Raw genomic sequence first — 22,730 nt, forward strand, 5'->3', positions numbered from 1 at the left:
CTTTGCCAATCCTTGATTGACCGTTTTTGAAACCGGATGGTTGGCTTCACTGGCTCACTGTGAACGAACTGTGACTCTGAGGTGGGGAATTGGCGGGCAGAGGGGGAGGGCGCCTTCATGGTGTTCGCCCGACGGGCAGGACCGTTCGGGCGATCAGCATGACGACAGCGGGTGCTGTCCTGGCGTCGCTGTTCACGGCGGCGGGAGTCGCGGCCACACCGGCGTACGCGACGGCCGCGAAAGACGGCAGGGCCGATGCGGAGTCGTCGGCCACGGCTCGGGCGGCACAAACCGGCGAGCCCGTGGAGGTGCTGTCGGAACGCACGCCGTACTCGACCACGAGGGCGAACCCGGACGGCACCTACACGCTCACGCAGTCAACGGCTCCTCAGAGGGTGAAGTCCGCTGACGGATCGTGGCGCAGCGTCGACGCGACGCTGGTGCGCCGTCCGGACGGCAGCCTCGGGCCGAAGGCCGCGGTGGTGGATCTGGCGTTCTCCGGTGGCGGGGCCGGCAAGGACCTGATCCGGATCAGCAACGAGCGCGGCACGCTGAGTCTGGGCTGGCCCGGACGGTTGCCCGAACCGGTGTTGGACGGAGCTACCGCGACCTACCCGGAGGTCTTCGAGGGCGTCGACCTCGAGCTGACCGCCACGGCCGAGGGTTATCGCGAGGTACTCGTCGTCAAGACGGCGAAGGCGGCGGACAACCCGAAACTGGAGCGGGTCAGCCTCACCGTCACCGGACAGAGGCTTCGGATCCGTCCCGGGCGGGGCGGCGGACTGCGTGCCGTGGACGAGGACGGCAACACGGTCTTCGACGGACCGGCCGGCCTGATGTGGGACTCGTCCGGCGTAGCGCAGGCTGGCGAGCAGACCTCACGGCAGGCGTCGAACCAGGTGGACGCGACCGTGCCCGGACCCGGAGACGCCAGCGCCGAGATGCCGGTCTCGGTCGGGAGCGGTGCGATCAGCGTGCGGCCGGACCTGAAGTTGTTGCGTGGCGACGACACGGTGTACCCCGTGCGGATCGACCCGTCCGTGGGGCTGGGTGCGACCGAGCGGACCGTCCTGTCCAGTGATGGCGACCGGTTCTGGCAGTTCGACGGTGACTACGGCGTGGGCAACTGCAGCCGGCTGGGCCCGTACTACTGCGACGTGGACCACACGAACCGGATGTATTTCGAGTTCGGCGGCACGAAGCTGGCAGGCAAGCAGGTCGTCGATGCCACGTTTCGAGCGAAGGAGACGTGGTCGTTCACGTGCGACCCCAAGTGGATCGACCTGAAGCGCACCGACAACATCTCCGAAGGCACGAGGTGGCCCGGTCCCTCCGTGCTCGACCACATCGGTGACCGCAACGTCTCAGCAGGCCGGGGCGATCTCTGCAGCCCGGACCAACCGGATTCGTGGATCGAGTTCAACGACAACCCGGACGAGGCGGACGAGAACCTGACCGCCTCCGTGCGCAATCTCGCCGCAGGCAAGTTCTCCCGGCTGACGTTGATGCTGCGGGCCAAGGACGAGGGCGACCCGGGAGCCTGGAAGCGCTTCGACGACAACGCGGAACTGCAGGTGGTCTACGTACCCAAGCCGGGTGTGCCGTCCTCGGTCGGGCTGATACCCGGCAACGGGACGACCGCGTACTGCAACAAGTCCCAGTCCGACCCGCTGGTGGTCACCCGGCTGGACCCGATGGCACAGGCCCGTGTGCAGACGCAGGTCAAGCCCAAGTCCACCGAGGAGAAGGGCGAGCTGCAGGCGGAGTTCGTCGTTCAGCGGGGGGATGACGCGGCTTGGCACCAGGTGTGGTCCGACTACCGGCCGAAGCCGGGCTGGGATCCTGACGAGACGCTCGAGAAGGTCCGGATGGACAACCGTGCGGACGGCGGTTTGTACCGCATGCGAGCGCGTACCCAGTCGCACTGGACGTATGGCACGAGGTCCGGTGACCTGTGGTCCGCGTACTCCTCCTGGTGTTACTTCAAGATCGATTCGACCGCACCCAAGGCTCCGCAGATCACCAGCACCGGCGTCTACACCGAGTGCACCGCCGACTTGTGCGAGGGCAAGGGCGGTCCGAACATCGCGGGTTCCTTCCAACTGCGGCCGAATGCTCTGGACAAGGACATAACGGCCTACCGCTGGCGTCTGCTGATCCAGAAGGGCGCCACCACCACGCCCGGCTCCTCCGTCACGGTCAAGCCGGTGCCGTCCCTGTCGGGAGTCCAAGTACTGACGGTCCAGGCCAAGGACGTCCGCGAACGATGGGGTGATCCGGCGGAGTTCGTGTTCAAGGTGGCGAACGCGACCGGTCCCGTGGGCACCTGGCACTTCGACGACGGCGCACCCGGTTCCACCGTGACCACGGCCAAGGACACCGCAATCGAAGGCGCGCGTCACGACGCGACCCTGCATCCTCAGGCCGGCGGTACGGCGGCCGGCTGGTCGGTGCTCGGCCGGCGCGGCACCGACGACTACTCGCTGCGTCTGAACGACGACGTGTCGGACGCCACCAAGCGGACCGGATACGCCGGCACGGCCGGCCCGGTCGTCAACACCGGTGACTCGTTCACCATCTCCACCTGGGTACTGCTGACCGACGACTCGGCGAACCGTGTGGTGGCCACGGCGCCCGGGGCCAACGGCTCGGCGTTCGCCCTCTACTACTCGAGTTCGTACGACAAGTGGGTCTTCAACCGGACGAGCGCCGATGTGAAGACCGGTGGGGTCATCATCCGGTCGCTGGGGGACTCGGCCGACCCGCCCAAGGAGGTGTGGACCCATCTCGCCGGCGTGTTCGACACCAAGGGCGACACCGACAGGACGAACGACACCATCCAACTGTTCGTCAACGGTCGACCGCAGGGGCAGCCCGTAAAGCTCTACGCGGCGACCACCGCCTACACGCCATGGGTCTCCACGGAGGGTCTGCAGATCGGCCGTTCGAAGGTCGCGGGCGCCTACGGCGAGTACTTCCTGGGCCGTGTCGACGAGCTCAACGCCTGGCAGCGCGCTCTGTCCGCCGACGAGATCCGCCAGGACGCGCGTCTGGAGAAGGACGGCGTGGCGGCGACGGAGCTGGTCGCCTACTGGGACAGTGCGACGGCGGCGGTCGGCAAGGTCACGGAGTTCACATCGTATGCCCTCGGCTCCATGACCATCAGCTCGACGGGAGCGGTGGCCGACCCGGACCAGAACGAACTGCGCCTGGACGGAAGCAGCGGTCACATGTCCACCACCGGACCGGCAGTCGACGAGACCGGCTCCTTCACGGTGACCGCCGACGTCAAGCTCGACGGAGCCGCGTTCGCGGCGCTGCCGATCGGCCGCCGGGCCCACGTTTTCGGGCAGGCCACTCCCGACGGCAAGGAGTCGTCCTGGGCGCTGTGGGTGGAGAAGGTTTCCTCCGACGGCTACCTGTGGCGCTTCGGCCGCACCGCGACCGACTCCACCGGCAAGGCCCTCGCCACGGCGTCCGTGCCGTCCGAGACCTCCGCCGAGATGGACACCTGGGTGCAGGTGACCGGCGTGTACGACGCCACCGAGGAGGTGAACGGGGGCTACGGCAACACGCACCTGTACGTGAGCGACGCCGAACAGGCCCAGGAGGGTGGAGCCTCCTTCACCGCTCTCCAGCAGGGCGGTGGCGAGATCGCTGCGGGCCGTGGCCGGGCCGCCGGCACCACGGGGCACTACCTGCCCGGTTCGCTCGACGAGGTGCGGGTGTGGGCGGGCGCGATGAGCGCGGACCAGGTCCGCTCCAAGGCGCTGGGCACGCCCGGCGACGAGTAGGCCGAACAGCACGACCAAGGGCCGGGCGGCGGCTGCGGACGCCGCCCGGCGGACGATCCGCCGGCGCACGCGCGTGCCGCCCGGTCCTTCTCACTTTGACCACAAGAGCACGGCGAGCCGTGCTCAGTGCTGCCCGGGGGAGGGCGGCCACACAGGGGAGCGCGATGACATGACAGGGCTTCGATCAGGTACGTTCCGGGCCGGAGCGGCGGGCAGACGTCTGGCCGCAGCGATCGGTTTCGCCATGCTGCCGGGACTGCTGACCCCCGTCGCCTTCGCCGCGGACACCGGTCCGCTCGGCCGACCCGACCTGGAGGCACCCAAGGCCACCAAGGTCAGCCCTCTCACCGCGAAGGCCAACCGGAAAGCCGAGGCCGCGGTGGAGGAGGCCGCCCAGGCCGACCGGACCGCGGCTGCGCGGGCGCGCCACGACCAGCGGCGCGAGGCCAGGTGGCCGGAGGCCGGCACGGCTTCGCTGACGGTGCCCGACAAGGGCACCGCGAAGGCCGCGCCCGGCTCCCTGCCGGTGACGGTTGCCGCTCCCGCGCGGGGGAGGGCGGCCGACTCCGTCACCGTCCAGGTCCTGAACCAGAAGACGGCGGCCGGACTCGGAATCAAGGGGGTCCTCCTCAAGGTCACCGCTCCGAAGGGCGGGGGCAGGGCCCGGCTCGGGATCGACTACTCTGCCTTCGCCTCCGCGTACGGCGGTGACTGGGCCGGGCGCCTCCGGCTCGCTCGCCTGCCGGACTGCGCGCTGGACGACCCGACCGAGGTGAAGTGCCGCAGGAGCCGTGAACTCGACACGGTCAACGACCGCGCGGCCGACCGCCTCACGGCATCCCTGGAACTGGCGTCCGGCGGACAGCCCATGATGCTCGCCCTGGCGGCGGGAACCCAATCGAGGGCCGGTGACTACAAGGCGACTCCGCTGTCGTCGTCCTCGACGTGGCAGGCGGGCGGCTCGTCGGGCAACTTCACGTGGTCGTATCCGCTGCGTGTGCCGCCGGCCGCGGCCGGTCCCCAGCCCGATCTGTCGATCTCGTACGATTCCGGCAGCGTCGACGGGCGCACCGCGAGCACGAACAACCAGGGCAGCCAGATCGGCGAGGGCTTCGACCTCACCTCGTCCTTCATCGAGCGCAAGTACGGTTCCTGTGACGACGACGGTCAGACGGACAAGTTCGACCTCTGCTGGAAGTACGACAACGCCTCGCTGGTGCTGAACGGCAAGGCGACCGAGCTGGTCAAGGACGACACGACGGGTAAGTGGCGTCTGAAGAACGACGACGCCTCCACCGTCACCCGCTCCACCGGCGCGGAGAACGGCGACGACGACGGCGAGTACTGGACCGTGGTCACCGGCGCCGGCACCAAGTACGTCTTCGGCCTGAACAAGCTCGACGGTGCAGGCACGACCGACCGCACCCAGTCGGTGTGGACCGCTCCGGTCTTCGGTGACGACGAGGGCGAACCCGGGTACTCCGACGGGACCTCCTTCTCCGGACGCGCCAAGACCCAGGCCTGGCGCTGGAACCTCGACTACGTCGAGGACACCCACGGCAACGCCATGACGTACTGGTACGCGGCGGAGCACAACAACTACGACAAGCTCGGTGACGACGACACCGGTACCGACTACGTCCGCGGCGGCTACCTGAAGGAGATCCGGTACGGACAGCGGGCCGGCGCCCTGTTCTCGGGCTCCCCGGCCGCCTCCGACAAGGTCGTCCTCGCCTACGCGGAGCGCTGTCTGGCCTCCGGCACCGGCTGCGACTCGCTGACCGAGGACACCCGGGACAACTGGCCGGACGTGCCCTTCGACGCGGTCTGCAAGGACGGCGACAAGTGCACCGGCAATGTCGGACCGACGTTCTTCACCCGCAAGCGCCTGACCGGCATCACCACGTACGCGTGGAACGCGGCTGCCGCGACCCCCGCTTTCGACCCCGTGGACGCCTGGTCGCTGAAGCACCTCTACCTCGACCCCGGTGACACGGGCGACTCGACCGACCAGTCCCTCTGGCTCGACGAGCTCAAGCACACCGGCAAGCGCGGCACCGATCTGTCCCTGGCACCGGTCAAGTTCGGCCACGTCATGTTCCCCAACCGGGTGGACGGCGCAGCCGACAACATCCTGCCGCTCAACAAACCGCGGCTGAAGACCGTGACGTCCGAGGCCGGCGCGCAGACGATCGTCACCTACATGCCGTCCGAGTGCTCGGCCGGCGGGACCAGACCGAAGCTCGACGAGAACGCCAAGCGCTGCTATCCGGTGTACTGGTCGCCCAACGGTGAGAAGGACCCGGTTCTCGACTGGTTCCAGAAGTACCCGGTCGCGTCCGTGTCGACCACCGATCCGTTCGGCGGCTCGGAAGCGGTGCAGCATGCCTACCAGTACACGGGGGGCGGTGCCTGGCACTACAACGAGGACCCGATGACTCCGGCCAAGGAGCGCACCTGGTCGGTCTGGCGGGGGTACGAGAGGGTCACCCACCTCGTGGGCGTCTCCGGGCGTACGCAGAGCAAGACGGTCACCGTCTACCTGCGGGGCATGAACGGAGACCGCGTCCTGGGCTCCGACGGCAGGACACCGGCCACGGACGCCCGCAAGACCGTCGAGGTCTCCGGGATCAAGGCCGGGAAGATCACGGACTCCGACCAGTACGCGGGCTTCGCCCGTGAGACGGTCACTTACGACGGGACCAGCGAGGTCGGCGGCACGGTCAACGATCCCTGGTCCAAGCGGACGGCCACACAGCACAAGTCGTACGCGGACACCGAGGCGTACTTCGTGCGCGTCGCCGCTGCCCACAACCGCACGAACATCACCAGCAAGCTCACCCCGTACGACCGGGTGCGCACCGTGAAGACCACCTACGACGACCACGGCATGGCCGAGACCTTCGAGGACCAGGGCGACGACGCGGTAACCGGTGACGAGAGATGCACCCGCACCTGGTACGCCCGCAACGCCGACAAGGGCATCACCTCCCTCGTCTCGCGTACCCGTACGGTCGCGAGGCCCTGCGCCACCACGGACTCGGCGCTGGACCTGCCCGCCGACTCCACCCGCCCCGGTGACGTGGTCTCCGACAACGCGACCGTCTACGACGACACGACGGCCACCGCGTGGTCGGCCTCCCAGCAGCCGACCAAGGGCGATGCGAACTGGACCGGCCGTGCGAAGGGGTACGGTGGCGACGACGCCCCCGTGTGGCAGAAGGTGGCCACGACGACGTACGACACGCTCGGCCGTCCTCTCGTGGTCAAGGACACCAACGGCGCGATGGTGTCCACCACCGCCTACACCCCGGCGGCTGCCGGTCCCATGACCTCGACGGTGGTCTCCAACATCAAGACGCACAAGACGACCACGGCTGTCGACTTCGCCACCGGCACCACACTGAAGGTCACCGACCCCAACAACAAGATCACGGAGTCGGAGTACGACAGCCTCGGCCGTGTCACCAGGGTGTGGCTGCCGAACCGCTCCAAGTCACTCGGCAAGACACCGAACTACGTCTACGAGTACAAGGTCAGCAACACCGCGATGTCGTGGGTCTCGACCGGGACCCTCAAGGGCGATGGATCCGGCTACAACACCAGCTACGAGTTCTACGATTCGCTGCTGCGCTCCCGCCAGGTCCAGACCCCGAGCCCGGTGGGCGGCCGGTTGGTCTCCCTGTCGCTGTACGACCACCGTGGACTGGCAGTCAGCCAGCAGTCGGACATCTGGGACGACACGTCTGCCCCGTCCAGCACCCCGGTGCAGACGGACGGCGGACAGGCACCCCTCCAGACGGACACGACGTACGACGGCGCCGGCCGTCCGACCAAGGCCGTGACGAAGGTCCACGGCGTCACCCGCTGGACGATCGACACCGCGTACACCGGTGACACTGTCACGACCAGCGCTCCGAGCGGTGGTCAGGCCACTGCCGTCGTGACCAACGGCATCGGCCAGATGACGGAACGCCGCGAGTACGCAGGTCCGCAGCCGACGGGCACCGACTACACCACGACGGGCTACACCTACACGCCCGCAGGGCGGCAGGAGACCGTCACCGGCCCTGACAAGGCCAAGTGGTCCTACAGCTACGACCTGTTCGGCCGCCAGGTGACGTCGACCGACCCGGACAAGGGCAGGAGCACCACCGAGTACAACGCGCTCGACCAGGTCTCCAGCACCACAGCGAACGACGACCAGTCCAAGAAGCTGATCAGCGAGTACGACGAACTCGGCCGTAGAACGGGCCTGTGGCAGGCATCGAAAACCGACGCCAACAAGCTCGCGGGGTGGACCTTCGACACCCTGCAGAAGGGCCAGCAGGACACCGCCACTCGCTACGACGGAGGTGTGGGCGGCAAGGAGTACACCCAGAAGGTCACGTCTTACGACGCGCTGTACCGGGCGACGGGGTCCCAGCTGATCCTTCCCGACACTGAGCCGCTGCTGACCGCTGGTGTGCCGAAGACCTTGTCGTTCAGCACCGGTTACAACCTGGACGGCACGATCAGCCAGTCGACTGCTCCGGCGGCGGGTGGTCTGGCGGCCGAGACGGTCTCGTACACATATGACTCGACCGGTCACCAGCTCACCTCGAAGGGCACCACGGGCTACCTCCAGGGCGCGGCCTTCTCACCGCAGGGTGACCTGCGCCAGCTGACCCTGGGCACGGACGGCACGAGCTCGGCGAAGAAGGCGTACCTCAACTGGGACTACGAGTCGGGAACCCGCCGCCTCACCCGCGCCTACGTCACCGACGACGTGCACGGCTACATGCCGCAGGAGCTGAAGTTCACCCAGGACGATGCCGGCAACGTCACGTCGATCTTCGACGCCACCACGCAGGGGGGTACGGCCAAGGCCGACTACCAGTGCTTCGGATACGACGGCTACAGCCGTCTGACCGAGGCGTGGACGCCCAGGACGGCCGACTGCGCAGCCACCGGCCGCACGATGTCCAACATCGACGGTGCGGCCCCGTACTGGACGTCGTACACGTACACCACAGGCGGCCAGCGCAAGACGGAAACGCAGCACACCTCCGCGGGCGACAAGACCACCACCTACACCTACGACGACACGACGGACGCCAAGCCGCACACGCTGGACAAGACGACCGGCGCGCGAGCGGGCACCTACGCCTACGACAGCAGCGGCAACACCACCGCCCGCCCCGGACCGACCGCCCAGCAGACGCTGGCCTGGAACGCCGAGAGCGAGCTGACGAAGCTCACGGAGAGCACGAAGGAGACGACCTACCTCTACGATGCGTCTGGTGAACTGCTCATCCGCAGGGCCAAGGGCGACGGTGACACGATCCTCTACCTCGGCGGAGGCAACGAAGTCCGCGTGACCGTGAAGGGCACGGCCAAGACCGTCTCCGGCACGCGGTACTACTCGGCCAACGGCCAGACGATCGCGGTCCGTACGGCAGTGGCGGGCACGTCGGGTACGAAGCTCAGCTTCCTTGCCGCCGACCACCATGGCACGTCGAGCATCGCCATGGATGCCGCCACGTACGCGGTCACCAAGCGTTACAGCACGCCGTTCGGCGGGGTGCGCGGCACGAAACCGACCGTCTGGCCGGACGACAAGGCGTTCCTGGGGAAGCCGGCGGATGACGCGACGGGCCTGACCCATATAGGTGCTCGCGAGTACGACCCGGCCATCGGCCAGTTCGTCAGCGTCGACCCGGTGCTGGCTTTGGACCAGCACCAGTCGCTGAACGGTTATGCATACGGCAACAACAGCCCCGTGACCCTCAGCGACCCGACGGGGTTGTGGATCGACGACGGAACCGGCCATAGCGAGCCGCATCCCAGGGCCACCGGCAAACCGAGGGACAACGTCGGTATTCCGCCCGGTGGAACCGGGCCCGGTGGTTGCTACTACACGTGCCAGGATGCGCTTGATCAGGCGAGCACCGAAGCCTATGTCAGTACGGTCGCCGCAGTCGATCAGGGACTGCCTTACGTGCGTACCTCCGAGACGGTGGACGCCGACGAGTTCCACCAGGCAATGGTCAAGTACCAAGGCGATGCCGGCGGAGCCGTCCAGGATTCCCAATGGATGATGTGGCTCTACGGCTACGACGAGGAGGTGATCGACAACTTCGGTCCCTGCTTGGTGCTCGACTGCAACAGCGCGGTATCGCTGGAAGACGTCCGCAGCCTTCCGCTGAACCGCGAAGGTTTCCTCGAGCAGTTCGGTCGATCGTTCGCTGACGGGCTCATGACCCGTGTCGGGCTCGGAAGCAAGGGGAAAAGCCCACAGGGCGACTGCAACAAATGCTTCCTTGCCGGAACCGACGTTCTCATGGCCGACGGCAGCACCAAGGACATCGAGGACATCGAGCTCGGTGACGAGGTGCAGGCCACCGATCCGGAAACCGGAGAGACAGGGCCGCGGACGGTCACCCGGCTCATCCGGACGGAAGGCGACAAGTACTTCAACGAGCTGTCCATCGCGACCGAGAACGGCATCGAGAAGCTCACCGCCACCCACGAGCATCCCTTCTGGTCACCGTCCGAGCAGGACTGGGTGACTGCGGCGGATCTCGAGCCTGGCATGTCTCTGCTCACCGACACCGGCGATACCGTCATCGTCACGGCGAACCGCCCCTTCACCAAGCACACGCGGACGTACAACCTCACGGTCGACGATCTGCATACGTACTATGTGCTGGCGGGCCAGACTCCGGTCCTGGTTCACAACTCCAACGGGTGGTGTGGGCCTGGCCTGAGAACGACATCGGAAGCTGGTATCAGCCCGAATGATGCCAAGCGAATTCAGAATGCCGCCGACAAGGCGGGGCAGCCAATCATCGTGGTCGGAAGCCGGGCAAACGGAACCCCCAACCCGACGTCAGACTGGGACTACATCCTGTCTGGCCCGTCCAGAACTCGTCACAGCGTCAAGAATTCGCTGCCAAGAGGAACGGGTGATGGTGAAGGGAGCGGGCGTGGTCGAGACTTCTGGCAAAGCTATAATCCGAACCGCCCCGACTATGCAGAGCTGGATCGGAATAGGCCGTACGTGGTATTTGAGCCCCGGAGCAGGTGAGGACTTGAGAGCGTCAGAGTGCATCATCAACGAGGTCGCTCAAGGGCTCCGCGTCCTGGACGACGCTGTGGCTTGGTTCTCCTCGTTGGAACAGGCTCAGCAGAAGGCGGTACTGCACGAGGTTGTTCGTTACGCCATGCAGGCCCATGCAACGGTGAATGACGCGCGTGAGGGGCTACTGCGATCAGGCGTTAAGCCGACCATGACCCCGGCAGTGCTGATTATCCGGGAACCGATTCTCGAACAGATGGGGAAGATCATAAATCTTCCCCCAGGTGAATACGTGAAATCTTTTCGCGTCCTCGTGTCTACATTCGCAGTAGCTGACACGCGGCGAAGAGAAACGGAGTGCCGAGGAACTTGTAGCCACGCCTGGCACAATATGTCGTAAGTGCCGATGCCGTCGGCGCACCGAAGGTAAATTGCCAAGGGTTTCAGAGTTCACTCGGGCGCATATTGGGAGCTCTCGCCGAGTCAGTAATCGGCGAGGGCTCCCGGGCGTTTGACGGCAACGTCAGCGGACGAGCGTTGCGGCAGGCGGCTCGTCAGGGGGTTTCTTGGCGTGGCCGAGGACGCCGCTCAGGGAGTCGATGGCTTGGCGTTGGAGGCGAACCGGACGTGGGCGTAGACGCCGGCGGTGACGCCGATGTGGGAGTGTCTGAGGAGTTCCTTAATGACGACGAGGTCCACGCCCTGCTCCAGGAGAAGGGTCGCCGTAGAGCGTCGGAGGTCGTGGAAGCGGATGCGGCGGAGTCTGGCCCGGTCAAGGAAGCTACGGAAGCGACGGATGAGGTTGGCAGGGTCGAGAGGTCCACCGGTCGGCGTGGTGAAGACCAGGCCACTACCCTTCCAGTCCGAGCCGACAGTCTGGCGCTCCATGTCCTGCCGCTCCTTGTGTTCCTTGAGGGCACGGAGGCATTCGGTCGGGAGGGCGATGCGGCGTTCGGAGGCTCGCGTCTTGGTGGGCAGCGTGGTGAGACCGCCGGCACTGGAGCGTGCGGCGGATGTTGGCGGTGCCTGCGTCGAGGTCGAGGTCTTCCCAGCGCAGGCCGAGGAGTTCGCCCTTGCGGAGTCCGGTATGCAGGGCGAGTTCGAATAGCGCGTGCAACCGATGTCCGCGCGTGGCCGTGAGGAACTGGCGGGCTTCGTCGGCGGTGAGGGGTTCGAAGCGTTGGGGCCGGGGTGTGCCGGTGCGGACGTTGCGGGCGACGTTGCGTGGGATCTCCTCCTCGCGGACGGCGTACTTCAGGGCGGGCCCGAGCACGGAGTGGATGTAGTTCAGGGTCAGCGGAGAGAGCAGCTCCGGCCGATTGCGCAGCAGCGGGGCTGGTCGCGCCGGGCGTCGATGGGGCGGACGCAGCACTGGCAGCTGGTGCGGAGCTGGTTGAGCCAGGTGCGGACATCTCTGGCACTGAGCTTGGTGAGCTTCTTCCTACCGAGTCCGGGGATGAGGTACCGGTGGACGCATGCGGTGACGAGGCTGCTCTCTCCAGGTTCGGGTTGTCCAGCTTCCTTGCAGTAGCCGCACAGGCTGTGGAAACGACGAAGGTGCCGGTGTCTTCGGTGCTCCTGATGGCGTACCCGGCGATGCGAGCGGCGATCTTGTGGTCGTGAGCTCGCCGTCTCCCAGTGCGGGGATCTGCTGGGTGCCGAGGCGCTTCCCCCAGAGAGTGGAGGTGCTGTCCTGCGCCACATGCAGCAAGTCGGCCGGCCGGCATCGACAACCCGTGGGGACCTCTCATCCCGCCCCCGCCCGAGGTGAGAGCAAAGTTCCTTCGCGGTCACCCGGTGCCACAGACAGGAAACGCGCCCTCCCTACCTTCGGGATCAGCCACTCCCCCGGCAGAACGAGCCCCGGAGCACCGTGGAGGCGTCATGACAGCCCCGAGCACAGCCCCCGCACCCCCGAGCAGGGGCGGCCGCTGGATCCAGCACTGGGATCCGGAGGACGAGACCTTCTGGAAGGAGACCGGAGAGAAGGTCGCCCGCCGCAACCTGCTCTTCTCCGTCCTCTCCGAGCACATCGGGTTCTCGGTGTGGACGCTGTGGTCGGTGATGGTGCTCTTCATGGGCCCGGAGTACGGGCTCACCCCGGCCGACAAGTTCACCATCGTGTCGATGGCGACCCTGGTCGGCGCCGTCGTGCGGGTGCCCTACACCTTCGCCGTCGCGCTGTTCGGCGGCCGGAACTGGACCGTCGTCTCGGCCAGCCTGCTGCTGATCCCGACGGTCGCCGCCTTCGTGGTGATGGAGCCGGGCACCTCGTTCACCGCCTTCCTGGTCTGCGCGATGCTCGCGGGCGTCGGCGGCGGCAACTTCGCCTCCAGCATGACCAACATCAACGCCTTCTTCCCGCTGCGGAAGAAGGGCTGGGCGCTCGGGCTCAACGCGGGCGGCGGCAACATCGGCGTGCCGGTCGTGCAGCTCGTCGGCCTCGCCGTGATCGGGGCGAGCGGCGGACCGCGCCTGCTGCTCGGCATCTACATCCCGTTCATCGTCGTCGCGGCCGTCTGCGCCGCGGCGAGGATGGACAACATCGCGCACCTGAAGAACGACACCGGCGCCGCCCGGGAGGCCGTCAGGGACGCGCACACCTGGATCATGGCCTTCCTCTACATCGGGACGTTCGGCTCGTTCATCGGCTACAGCTTCGCCTTCGGCCTGGTGCTCCAGACCCAGTTCGGCCGCACCCCGCTGCAGGCCGCGTACGTCACCTTCATCGGCCCGCTGCTCGGCTCGCTGATCCGGCCCGTGGGCGGTGCGCTGGCCGACCGGTACGGCGGCGCGAAGATCACCCTGTGGAACTACGTCGCCATGGCCGCCGCCACCACGGTCGTCGTCGTCGCGTCCATGCGGGAGTCGCTGCCCCTGTTCACCGCCGCGTTCATCGCCCTCTTCGTCCTCAGCGGACTGGGCAACGGCTCCACGTTCAAGATGATCCCCGGCATCTTCCACGCCAAGGCCCTCGCCAAGGGGCTCCGGGGCGAGGAGGCCGCCGCGTACGGACGCCGGCTCTCCGGTGCCACCATGGGCATCATCGGAGCGGTCGGCGCGCTCGGCGGCCTGGGCATCAACCTCGCCTTCCGGCAGTCGTTCCTGACCGTCGGCTCGGGCACCGGGGCCTTCGTCGCCTTCCTGGCCTTCTACGGGGTCTGCTTCGCGGTGACGTGGGCCGTATACCTTCGCCGCCCGGCCGGGGAGACGTCCGTCACCCCGGCCGCGGAGACGAAGTCGCAGCTCACCTACGCCGAGGTGTGACGTAACACTGACGACACGAAGCCGAACCGAGCCTGTCACGCGCCGTTGACAGGCTCGGCCGGCATGCGGGTACCGCCGCATGGCACCCGGATGAGGCGGTACGGCAGGCAGGGACGACGACTCGAGTGCGGGGCGAGAGCCATGGACGAGCAAGAACAGCGACCGGAACACGGTCCCCTCGCGGGCTTCACCGTGGGCGTGACCGCCGCGCGCCGGGCCGACGAACTGGGGGCGCTGCTCCAGCGGCGGGGCGCCGCCGTCCTGCACGCCCCCGCCCTGCGCATCGTGCCGCTCGCCGACGACGGCGAACTGCTGGCCGCCACGAAGGAGATCATCCGGCAGGTGCCGGACATCGTGGTCGCCACGACCGCGATCGGCTTCCGGGGCTGGGTGGAGGCCGCCGACGGATGGGGCCTCGGCGACGACCTGCTGTCCCGGCTGCGCGGGGTGCGGATCCTCGCCCGCGGACCCAAGGTGAAGGGCGCGGTCCGCGCCGCCGGGCTGACGGAGGAGTGGTCTCCGTCGTCCGAGTCCATGGCCGAGGTGCTGGACCGGCTCATGGAGGAGGGCGTCGAGGGCCGGCGGATCGCCTTGCAGCTGCACGGCGAGCCGCTGCCCGGCTTCGTGGAGACGCTGCGGGCGGGCGGGGCCGAGGTGGTCGGGGTGCCCGTCTACCGCTGGATGCCGCCGGAGGACATCGGCCCGGTGGACCGGCTGCTGGACGCCACCGTCTCCCGCGGCCTGGACGCCCTCACCTTCACCAGCGCGCCCGCCGCCGCGTCCCTGCTGTCCCGGGCCGAGGAGCGCGGGCTGCTGCCCGAGGTGCTGGCCGCCCTCGGCCACGACGTGCTGCCGGCCTGCGTCGGCCCGGTCACCGCGCTGCCCCTGCAGGCGCGCGGCGTCGACACCGTCCAGCCCGAACGCTTCCGGCTCGGCCCGCTGGTCCAGCTGCTCTGCCAGGAACTCCCGGCCCGCGCGCGGTCGTTGCCGGTCGCCGGGCACCGGGTGGAGATCCGCGGGCACGCGGTGCTGGTGGACGGCGTGCTCAGGCCCGTGCCGCCCGCCGGGATGTCCCTGCTGCGCGCCCTGTCCCGCCGCCCCGGCTGGGTCGTGGCCCGCGCCGAACTGCTGCGCGCCCTGCCCGGCGCCGGACGCGACGAGCACGCGGTGGAGACGGCCATGGCCCGCCTGCGCACGGCCCTCGGCGCCCCCAAGCTGATCCAGACGGTGGTCAAGCGCGGCTACCGGCTGGCCCTGGACCCGGCGGCGGACTCCAAGTACGCCGACTCGTAGCGGCCGGGGGGGGGGGGGGGGGGGGGGGGGGGGGGGGGGGGGGGCGGGCCCCCCCCCCCCCCCACCACAGGCGGATGCCCGCCGGTGTCAGGAGACTGACCCGGAGGAGCGGCGACATGATCGTTCGGCGTGTTCAGGCGTGTGCGGTCATGCCGGCAGCTCCACCACGGCCAGGGGTACCGAGGTGGGGCGGGCCGATCCTCCGGCGGGTTCGACGGTGATGCCCACGGCGGAGGCCGAGTTGGCGGAGCCTGACAGGGTCACGGCCTGACGGGTGCGGCCGGCGTCCATCAGACCTGCCGGCCGCATGGTGCCGTTCCGGTCGTACCAGAGCTGGTAGACCTTGCCCCGGGGCGGCGTGGCCATGTTGGCCGCCACCACAACGGCCGTGTCACGCGTCCGGGAGACGACGACTGTTGCGCTGGCGCCGTCTTCGAGCGGGATACGGTGTGAGACGGCGTCGGAGGCGCCCAGCACAGCGATCAGCTCGTCCGTCTGCTGACGGGCCTGCCGCTCTTGTGCGGCGGCGTTCCCGGCCCGGTCGTGCTCCCGGACGGCGATGCCGCCCAGCGTGGCCGTCGCCGCCAGGCAGGCGGCGAGCACCAGGTGGGGAAGCCGCCTGCGCAGCGTCGCGGCCGATGGCGTCCGCGGGACGAACGGGGTCACCTGCCGGACCGTGGCCACGCGCTGCAGGACCTGGTGCCTCATGGCGGGGCGGGGAGTGACGGCCGCGGCCGCTGCGAGTTTCGCGGCCGTGGCGGTGAATTCCGCGACCTCGTCGGTGCAGGACCGGCATGCGTCCAAGTGCTCTTCGAACAGCGCGCGTTCCTCATCGGACAGCGCGTGCAGGGCGTAGGCACCGGTGAGGGTGTGCGGATCGGCGTCGGTGGTCATGCGCTCACTCCCAGGCAGTCGCGCAAGCGGATCAATCCGTCACGCAGGCGGGTTTTCACCGTCCCCAGGGGGAGGGACAACTGGGCGGCCACTTCGCGGTAGGTGAGCCCGCGGTAGTAGGCGAGGGTGACGGACTGGCGCTGCAGCTCGGTCAGTGTGCGCAGGCACCGGCGGACCTGTTCGCGCTCCAGGCGGTGCTCGACCTGCTCGCTCACCTCGTCGTACTCGGGCAGCCGGTCCAGCAGCGCGGCCTTGTGGTCCCTGGCCGCGGCGGCCTCCACCGAGCGGACCCGGTCGACGGCACGCCGGTGGGCGAGGGTGAGGATCCAGTTCATGGCCGTGCCCCGCTCAGGCCGATAACGCGGTGCGGTGCGCCACACCTCCACCAGCACCTCCTGGGCGACCTCCTCGGACTGCGCCACGTCACGCAGCACTGCGCGTGCCACACCCAGTACGGGAGCCGCGACGGCGTCGTACAGCTGAGCGAAGGCGTCGGTGTCCCCGCGGGCCACCGACTCCACCAGCGTGTGCAGATCCGGCCGCCGCACCGGATCGGGTCCGATAAATACAGGTTCTTTCACCGACATCCATCCTTGTGCTGGTGTGCACCCGCACCGTTGTCCGTTCGTCCGCGAGCACCGGAGCAGGCCCGGCGGTCGCCGGACCGGAGCCGAAGGCCCCGACTATGCGCCTGCGTGAGAGGCAGTGCAAAACCGCCCAAGAGCTGTCCCGGGCGAAGTGGTCCGATCCTGACCGTCGTCGTCTGTCACACAGGGAATCCGGCTCCGGAGGGCCGGCGGATTGGTCGCTCCGGAGCCGGAGTGCGGCCCTTGTCCGGCTGCTCCCACCTGGTGTTCGGGAGGTGAGGGAACGGCCGTGGCCTGGGAGCAGCCTCGTCGCAGGTGGTCGCGGTACGCGCCGACCGGGAATCGGTACGACGAGATGCCGGCCATATGGGTGGCTGAGCGTCACCGATTCGTGAAATGTGAGGCCCGGCGGGACACATCTGGCACGGTGGAGCCGATTCCACGCGTGCGTTCCCCACCTGCGCACGACGGCACGTTCGCCACCAGTACTGCGCCCTACCCGCTGAGGACGATGCATGCGCGCACAGATCATCGGCGCCGTCCGCGAACGGCTGCAGGACCGGGGCTTGGACGCCTACCTCGCCTACACCCCTTCGAACGTCTTCTACACGACGGGCTTCCGGAGTTTCTTCCTGATGGAGTGGTGGAGGATGCTGGGCACGGTCCTTGCTGTCATCCCGGCCGACCCCGCCCAGCCGCCCGCCTTGGTGGTCAGCGACTTCGAAGCGGGACAAGCCCGCGAGGAGTCCGGTTTCGAAGACGTCCGGCCGTTTCGGGTGTGGGTGGAACTGCGCGACGCTCGCGACCTGGCCGACCCTTCGGCCGCCGCTGTGCCCGGCAGCCGTCCGGCCCCGTACGACATCGCCGAGCAGGACGCGCTGCTGTGCTCCGTCCTGGCTGACCGCGGCCTGCTCGGCGCCCGGATCGGCACGGACCTGCGGTACGTCCTGCACGACACCGTACGCCGGGTCGCCGCCTTCGCTCCCCGGCTGACCTGGGAAGACATGACAGAGGACCTGTACGAACTGCGCAGCGTGAAATACGACTTCGAGATCGAGAGACTGCGGCGGGCCACGGAACTGTCCGAAGCGGGCATGAGCTTCGCCGTCCGCGACCTGCGCCCCGGCCTCACGGCCCTCGATCTGCGCCACCGCTACCAGCAGGGCGTCCTGGCCGCCGCCATGGCCGATCCCTGTTACGCCGGCTACAGCGACCAGTGGATGCTGCCCGCTGTCGGCCCCTCCGCCGGGACCGGCACCGGTGCCGGTCCCGAGGCCGCTCCCGTTCTCGCGGACGGTGCCCTCATCAAGTTCGACTGCGGCGTCACCGTGGGCGGCTACCGCGGCGACGGCGGACGCACCTTCGCCTACCGCACCGTCCAGCCTGCCGCGCGACGCCTCCACGACGTCCTGCTCGGCGCCCACCGGGAAGCCCGGTCCGTCGTCCGTCCGGGCGTCGCCGCACGCGAGGTGTTCCGAGCCGCGCAACGGCACATCCGCGCGGGCGGTTACCCCTCCTTCACCCGCGGCCACTACGGCCATTCGGTGGGGATCGACACCTTCCACGAGGAACCGCCCTACCTCAGCGCCGACGAGGAGCGGCCCCTGCTGCCCGGCATGGTGCTCGCGGTGGAGACCCCCTCGTATTCCTCGGACACCGGGGCCATCATGATCGAAGACCTGTTGCTGGTGACCGATGACGGCCACGAGGTGCTCCACCGGCTGCCGCGCGAGCTGACCGTGGTGGGCTGACCACGTCGTACTCGGGCAGAACCAACCACTGCGCTCGCCGACGGGGCGGGGGAGTGCCCGGCGAGCGGTTCCCGCTCGCGCTCACCGAGCCGGCGGACTCCCTTGCCGTCGCTGTAGCGCTGTTCCCCCTGGTCGCGGGCGGTGTACGTCGACGTGCCGCCCCTCGCGTGACCCGGGTGGGGGTCAGGGACGTGGTGCGGCACCGGCATCCGGCTGCCCGGGCTTGCCCGGAACGTGCGGGCGGAGCTCAGGGCTGGGCGGTTCTCCGTCCCGACGCTACGGTTCGACCCGCGCGACCCCTCCCGTTTCGAGGGCCACCCACACAGCGCCGTCGGGACCCAGGGTGATGCCGTGCGGCTCGGACGACGGCGACGGCAGGCTGTACTCGGAGATCTCGCCGCTGTCGGTGATGTGGCCAATGCGGTTGGCTCCCCATTCGGTGAACCAGCACTCCCCGGTGGAGGCCGCGACAATGGCGTGGGGCCTGGCCGTGCGGTCGGGGAGCGGGAACTCCTCGATCTCGCCGTCCACCGAGATCCTGCCGATCCGGCCCGCCGCGATCTCGACGAACCACAAGGCGGTGCCGTCGCCGGCGATGCCCACGGGTGCGGCGCCGGCGGTGGGGAGCGGATGGATCACGATGTCTCCGTGGACCGTGATGCGGCCGATCGCGTTCGCCTGGTTGAGCGTGAACCACAGGGCCCCGTCAGGGCCCGCGGTGATCGCCGCGGGAAAGGCGCCCGCATGGGGAAGGGCGAACTCGGTGACCTCTCCCGTGCCGGTGATCCGGCCGATGCGGTCGGTGTTCATTTCCGTGAACCACATCGCATCGTCCGGGCCGGCAGTGATGCCGAAGGGTCCGCTGCCGGGCGTCGGTACGGGGAAGGACTCCGTTTCGCCGTCGGCGGTGACGCGGCCGATCCGGTGGTCCTGGGACCGGGTGAACCACAGCGCCCCGTCGGGCCCGGGAGCGATGACCGTAGGGCGGCACCCGGACGAGTCCAGGGGGTACTCGTCGAGGTCGCCGTCGAGGGTGAGACGCGCGATGCGACCGCTGTGCACGAAGGTGAGCCACAGCGCACCGTCAGGTCCGGCCGCGATGCCGTAAGGCCCGGCCCCCTTGTCCGCCACGGGGATCTCCCTGATGGCCGGGGCGTCAGAACGGTGCACGGCAACTCCTTGTGGGGGTGGGGTCAGTCGGCGTTCCCGGCCGGTGCCGCAGCTCGGTCCCGCACCAGGTCGAGAATGATCGCGGCGAGATCGGCGGGCCGGGTCATGGGGACGTTGTGGTGCGAGCTGATGTCGACCAGCCGGCGGCCGGGTGCGGCATCGACGACGGCACGCACCTCGTCGCGCCGCGAGGCGTAGAAACCGTCCTCGGCCAGCACGATCGTCATCGGGCAGGTGAGGCGGTCGTACACGTCGACGGCCGGGAAGACTTCCACACCGGGCTCCACGGCAGCGACCGTCGCGATCTCCTCGACGGTCGGCCGTCGTACCCACCACCGACCGCAGCGCAGGAAGGAGCGCCGCGTGACCTCCTCGACGAGCCCGGGCCGTGCTCCCGCGTTGAGCCAGTCCTCTCCGGCCTCCCGCACGCACTGCTCGACATAGGCGTGCAGTTGGTCGTCGTCGGCTTTCCAGCCGTAGCGGAACATGGTCCGCAGACGGTCCGCCGCCTCGGTGGTCCGCACGCCGGCATGCCCGGCGAGTGACGTGTCGCGGTCGTCGAGCACCACGCCGTCCACGATGCACAGGGCGGCCGGTGCCACGAGTCCACCGGCCGTGGCGGCCGTCACCGCGTACCCGCCGGTGGAATGACCCACCAGCACGGGGCGGTCCCAGGCCAGCGCGGTGACGACGCCGCCGATGTCTCGCCAGTACTGCTCGGGACCGGTGGAGCCGAGCCGGGACTGCCCGTGGCCACGCAGGTCGATGGCAACCGGACGGCACTCGTTCACCAGATGCGACGCCACGTCCCTCCAGGCCGCGGCGTTGTGTCCACTGCCGTGGACGAGCAGCACGCCCTCACCGTGACCGCCGAAGTCCACACCGGACAGGACTCCGTCCCCGACGGGAAGTTCGATGTCTGTTCCGATCACCACCGCACCCTGTCCGCGAGAGGACAGCCGGCGCAACCGCTTTTCCCCCAAGGGGTCAGGGCCGGGGGGAGGGCGCGTCCGGAGGACGTCTGACCAGCCTCTCGGCGGGCGAGTCCCCGGCAGCGGGGTGGTGCCGCATGTGAGGGCCGGGGTGCGCGGGCTGCGTACCCGTTGCCCGACGGATCCGCCCGGTCCGGAGCGGGAGATCCTCGGGCCGCCGGTATCTCCATGCCTGGGCCCAGGAAGCCACGGGCACCACCGTGCGGATCGTGCAGCGTTGCGACGTCGCCACCGGCGCCCGCCGTACGGATCGGCCGTGAAGTTCCGCGGGCTCCCCTCACGGAGTCGCGCTTTCCCGCAGGCCCACGCAGTGAACCACCAGGGGATTCCATGGCCATCAGCCAGACCAGACGTCCGACGTCCCGTGCGACCTGGACGGTATGCGCCGTTCCCGTGGCCGGCGCGGCCATCACGCCGCAGGTCGTCGCACCCGCCCAGCCGGCCGCCGCCGCGGACGGGGACTGCACCACCCACTCGGTTCCCACCTACGTCTGGGAACCGGCCGCCACCGCCGACGTCGCGTCCAAGCGCGTCCTTCACAAGTGCATGGAGTGGGGTCCCAAGAGCCCTGACGCCGTGCTCCTGGACACGCTGAACACGGCGAGCCTGCCGATGACCAGCAAGGTGTTCACGGGCGGCGGCAACGGCATCCTGTACGAGGCCACCGTCGGCGGTCAGGTCAAGGCGTACCAGGACAACACCGCCACCGGCGGCGCCCTGCTGACCCCGGTGAAGACCTACAGCCTCGACTGGTCGTCCGCGAAGCGGATCCTGACCAACGGCCAGTGGTTCCTGGTGTTCGCCTCCGACGGCACCATGGACGTCTACAAGCAGTCCAGCCCGGCGACCGGAGACGGCACCCTGACCCGGGTCATCGACGGCACCAGGTCCTCCGTCATCACGGCGATCGGCGCCTCGGACGACGCCTGGATGGTCAACTCCGCCGTGCAGTGGCTGAAGGACGGCACCGTCCAGCAGAGCCTCCTGCTGCCGGTCGACCTCACCACCGGTCCCACGGTCAGGCTGCTGCGCCCCACCGAGATCGCCACCGGCGTCGACGCCACGCAGGCGTGGGCGCCCGGCCCGGGGGCCGTCAGCACCCAGTCCGTCACCGCGGACCCCGACACCACCGGCCAGGTCCGTACGTACACCACCGGTCCCTGGACCCAGGCCGACGACGACGTGCGCGCCGGCATCGTCGGCGAGGTCATGGCCGACGCCGGGCCCTGCCTCACCGACCCCGACCCGGACGTGGCCCCCTACTTCGGCACCCCGCCGGACGACACGGGCGACCCCGTCCCGGGCGAGCCGGCCGGTGACACCGTCGCACCGCCGTCCCGCACCGTGACGGGCACCTTCACCCTGGGCAACGGCCGGCCCGCCCCGGGCCTGCCGGTCACCGTCACCGCGTCCGACGTCGGCATCGACGCGACGAGCGAGACGAAGGGGGCCGTGGTCGGCACCGCGACCACCGGCGCGGACGGATCCTGGTCCCTCACGTTGCCCGAGGCCCTTCCGGCCGCTGACGCTGCTGCGCGGCGAGATCACGCAGGTGCCCGAAGGGCTCCGGATCACGGGGTACAAGGCCCTCAGCCATGAGGACACGGACGGGCACCCGCTGAGCGCCTCCCCGGTCGGGGGGTCACCCGGCACACCGGACCTCACCACGCTGCCCGACCGCTCCGGCCGGCCGTCCCTGGTGCCGGCGCACGAACCCGGCGAGGTCTTCTGGGCGGCCCGGGTCCGTGTGACGGGCAAGGTCACCGGTGACCTGACCGGGTGCCGGTACTACTACCGGCAGGGTGACGCGGAGTACCAGCAGGACCTGGCCTGCGTCTCCAGGATCCGTCTCGGACCGCCCTTGAAGGCCCAGGACTGACGCCTGACAGGCCCCGGGGCCCGCACCGAACGCCAGGTTCGGT

The 22,730-nt window shown here is 69.1% G+C and carries 12 protein-coding genes and 1 pseudogene; 8 read left to right on the top strand and 5 right to left on the bottom strand.

Annotated elements, in window-relative coordinates:
* Positions 1-158: 158 nt before the first annotated feature.
* The 3 genes from ACIF8T_RS25755 (at position 159) to ACIF8T_RS25765 (ending at position 11,254) form a co-directional block, all read left to right on the top strand.
* Positions 159-3,794: a LamG domain-containing protein gene (locus ACIF8T_RS25755; RefSeq protein WP_400038457.1), complete on the top strand. Its 3,636-nt coding sequence runs from the start codon at positions 159-161 to the stop codon at positions 3,792-3,794.
* A gap of 169 nt (positions 3,795-3,963) precedes the next feature.
* Positions 3,964-10,863: a polymorphic toxin-type HINT domain-containing protein gene (locus ACIF8T_RS25760; RefSeq protein ID WP_400038458.1), complete on the top strand. Its 6,900-nt coding sequence runs from the start codon at positions 3,964-3,966 to the stop codon at positions 10,861-10,863.
* Positions 10,808-11,254 carry a DUF5958 family protein gene (locus ACIF8T_RS25765; protein WP_400038459.1) on the top strand — a complete coding sequence of 149 codons (447 nt, stop codon included), beginning with the start codon at positions 10,808-10,810 and terminating at the stop codon, positions 11,252-11,254. The genes ACIF8T_RS25760 and ACIF8T_RS25765 overlap by 56 nt, the downstream gene beginning before the upstream one ends.
* A 123-nt stretch (positions 11,255-11,377) precedes the next feature.
* Here the strand turns inward: ACIF8T_RS25765 and ACIF8T_RS25770 are convergent.
* Positions 11,378-12,336, bottom strand: a pseudogene (locus ACIF8T_RS25770) (tyrosine-type recombinase/integrase); the annotation flags it as partial.
* A 402-nt stretch (positions 12,337-12,738) separates the two neighbouring features.
* On the opposite strand from ACIF8T_RS25770, the gene ACIF8T_RS25775 reads away from it, so the two are divergent.
* On the top strand, positions 12,739-14,121 hold the full coding sequence (locus ACIF8T_RS25775) for a nitrate/nitrite transporter (RefSeq protein WP_400038460.1): 1,383 nt from the start codon (positions 12,739-12,741) through the stop codon (positions 14,119-14,121).
* A gap of 141 nt (positions 14,122-14,262) precedes the next feature.
* Positions 14,263-15,414 carry a uroporphyrinogen-III synthase gene (locus tag ACIF8T_RS25780; protein ID WP_400038461.1) on the top strand — a complete coding sequence of 384 codons (1,152 nt, stop codon included), beginning with the start codon at positions 14,263-14,265 and terminating at the stop codon, positions 15,412-15,414.
* 147 nt (positions 15,415-15,561) lie between these two features.
* Here ACIF8T_RS25780 and ACIF8T_RS25785 read toward each other — a convergent pair whose 3' ends face one another.
* Both ACIF8T_RS25785 and sigK read right to left on the bottom strand, forming a co-directional pair.
* A complete protein-coding gene (locus ACIF8T_RS25785; protein ID WP_400038462.1) occupies positions 15,562-16,308 on the bottom strand; it encodes an anti-sigma factor domain-containing protein in 747 nt (248 codons plus the stop codon).
* Positions 16,305-16,889, bottom strand: a complete 585-nt coding sequence (gene sigK, locus ACIF8T_RS25790; RefSeq protein ID WP_400038580.1) for an ECF RNA polymerase sigma factor SigK — start codon at positions 16,887-16,889, stop codon at positions 16,305-16,307. Before sigK ends, ACIF8T_RS25785 begins: the two co-directional genes overlap by 4 nt.
* Before the next feature lie 521 nt (positions 16,890-17,410).
* On the opposite strand from sigK, the gene ACIF8T_RS25795 reads away from it, so the two are divergent.
* Positions 17,411-18,646 carry a M24 family metallopeptidase gene (locus ACIF8T_RS25795; protein ID WP_400038463.1) on the top strand — a complete coding sequence of 412 codons (1,236 nt, stop codon included), beginning with the start codon at positions 17,411-17,413 and terminating at the stop codon, positions 18,644-18,646.
* Between the two features lie 276 nt (positions 18,647-18,922).
* Here ACIF8T_RS25795 and ACIF8T_RS25800 read toward each other — a convergent pair whose 3' ends face one another.
* Positions 18,923-19,816, bottom strand: coding sequence for a virginiamycin B lyase (locus ACIF8T_RS25800; protein WP_400038464.1), 894 nt, complete (start codon positions 19,814-19,816; stop codon positions 18,923-18,925).
* Between the two features lie 23 nt (positions 19,817-19,839).
* The gene (locus tag ACIF8T_RS25805) at positions 19,840-20,748 is read right to left on the bottom strand and encodes an alpha/beta fold hydrolase (RefSeq protein WP_400038465.1); all 909 of its coding nucleotides are present in this window, start codon (positions 20,746-20,748) and stop codon (positions 19,840-19,842) included.
* Between the two features lie 390 nt (positions 20,749-21,138).
* Here ACIF8T_RS25805 and ACIF8T_RS25810 point away from each other — a divergent pair, with 390 nt between their 5' ends.
* Together ACIF8T_RS25810 and ACIF8T_RS25815 are read left to right on the top strand one after the other, a co-directional pair.
* A complete protein-coding gene (locus tag ACIF8T_RS25810; RefSeq protein ID WP_400038466.1) occupies positions 21,139-22,407 on the top strand; it encodes a hypothetical protein in 1,269 nt (422 codons plus the stop codon).
* A complete protein-coding gene (locus tag ACIF8T_RS25815; RefSeq protein WP_400038467.1) occupies positions 22,361-22,687 on the top strand; it encodes a hypothetical protein in 327 nt (108 codons plus the stop codon). Before ACIF8T_RS25810 ends, ACIF8T_RS25815 begins: the two co-directional genes overlap by 47 nt.
* Positions 22,688-22,730: the final 43 nt, after the last annotated feature.

The sequence above is a fragment of the Streptomyces sp. NPDC085946 genome, from assembly GCF_044540485.1.
Classification (GTDB): Bacteria; Actinomycetota; Actinomycetes; order Streptomycetales; family Streptomycetaceae; genus Streptomyces.

What these genes read in the sequence shown, in the direction of transcription:
- ACIF8T_RS25755 (WP_400038457.1), top strand. Translation starts at nt 159, where the DNA reads ATGACGACAGCGGGTGCTGTCCTGGCGTCGCTGTTCACGGCGGCGGGA.
- ACIF8T_RS25760 (WP_400038458.1), top strand. Translation starts at nt 3,964, where the DNA reads ATGACAGGGCTTCGATCAGGTACGTTCCGGGCCGGAGCGGCGGGCAGA.
- ACIF8T_RS25765 (WP_400038459.1), top strand. Translation starts at nt 10,808, where the DNA reads ATGCAGAGCTGGATCGGAATAGGCCGTACGTGGTATTTGAGCCCCGGA.
- ACIF8T_RS25775 (WP_400038460.1), top strand. Translation starts at nt 12,739, where the DNA reads ATGACAGCCCCGAGCACAGCCCCCGCACCCCCGAGCAGGGGCGGCCGC.
- ACIF8T_RS25780 (WP_400038461.1), top strand. Translation starts at nt 14,263, where the DNA reads ATGGACGAGCAAGAACAGCGACCGGAACACGGTCCCCTCGCGGGCTTC.
- ACIF8T_RS25785 (WP_400038462.1), bottom strand. Translation starts at nt 16,308, where the DNA reads ATGACCACCGACGCCGATCCGCACACCCTCACCGGTGCCTACGCCCTG.
- ACIF8T_RS25795 (WP_400038463.1), top strand. Translation starts at nt 17,411, where the DNA reads ATGCGCGCACAGATCATCGGCGCCGTCCGCGAACGGCTGCAGGACCGG.
- ACIF8T_RS25810 (WP_400038466.1), top strand. Translation starts at nt 21,139, where the DNA reads ATGGCCATCAGCCAGACCAGACGTCCGACGTCCCGTGCGACCTGGACG.